Source organism: Streptomyces cupreus, assembly GCF_014257025.1.
Taxonomy (GTDB): Bacteria; Actinomycetota; Actinomycetes; order Streptomycetales; family Streptomycetaceae; genus Streptomyces; species Streptomyces cupreus.
The window spans coordinates 1-1,135 of record NZ_JACMSF010000170.1 but is presented as its reverse complement, the minus strand read 5'-3'; the positions used below and the strand labels follow the sequence as shown (position 1 = coordinate 1,135).

1 protein-coding gene is annotated in these 1,135 nt (G+C 67.0%); it reads right to left on the bottom strand.

Features of this window, described 5'->3' with window-relative positions; translation table 11 throughout:
• On the bottom strand, window positions 1-1,089 hold the full coding sequence (locus tag H4N64_RS44135; RefSeq protein WP_186288257.1) for an IS630 family transposase: 1,089 nt from the start codon (window positions 1,087-1,089) through the stop codon (window positions 1-3).
• Window positions 1,090-1,135: the final 46 nt, after the last annotated feature.

The following is a 1,135-nucleotide window of genomic DNA, read 5'->3' as shown; positions in this document are numbered from 1 at the left end:
CTAGTGTCCTGAGTCGTTAATTCGTCGGCAGTATGCGGCGAGGCTGTCGAGGATCTCGTCGGCGGTCTTGGTCCAGACGAAGGGCTTCGGGTCCGCGTTCCACTCCTTGATCCAGGCGCGGACGTCCTTTTCCAGCGCGGCGACGCTGCGGTGGGCGGAGCGACGGAGCTTGCGGCTGGTCAGCTCGGCGAACCACCGCTCGACGAGGTTGAGCCAGGATGCGCTGGTCGGGGTGAAATGCAGGTGGAAGCGTGGGTGGCGCAGCAGCCACTTGTGCACGGCCTCGGTCTTGTGGGTGGCGTAGTTGTCGCAGACCAGATGCAGGTCCAGGTCTGCGGGGACCGCCTTGTCGATGGTCTTGAGGAACTTCAAGAACTCCTGGTGGCGGTGGCGTCGGTGGTGCTCGGCTATCACCGCGCCGCTGGACAGCTCCAGCGCGGCGAACAGGCTGGTGGTGCCATGCCGCACGTAGTCGTGGCTCATCCTGGCCGGGGTGGTGGGCAGGACGGGGAGGATCGGCGCGGTGCGGTCGATCGCCTGCATCTGGCTCTTCTCGTCCACGCACAACACCAGCGCCCGCTCCGGCGGGTCGAGATACAGCCCGACGATGTCACGGACCTTGTCGATGAACTGCGGGTCGGCCGACAGCTTCCAGGTCTCCACCTGGTGCGGCTTGAGCCCGAAGGCCCGCCAGATCCGCGAGACCGTGGTCTGCGACATCCCGGTCGCCTTCGCCATCGACCGCGTCGACCAGTGCGTGTCGCCCTTCGGCGGTGCCGACTCCAGCGTCTTGACCACGACTTGCTCGACCTGGTCGTCGCCGACCGTGCGCGGCCGGCCCGGACGCGGCTCATCCACCAGCCCCTCAAGGCGGTGCTCCAGGAAACGGCGGCGCCACTTGGAGACCATGTCCCGCGAGACGCCCAGCTCTTCGGCCACCGCGGTGACCGTGCCGCCCTGCGCGCACGCCAGGATGATCCGCGATCGTATGGCCAGGACCTGCGCCGTCTTACGACGGCGCACCCATCCGCGCAGCACCCGCCGTTCCTCGGCGGTCAGTTCCAAGGGAGCAAGCTTCGGACTCGGCACCCAGCCACCCTACAGCTGCCAACGAATTAACGACTCAGAACACTAG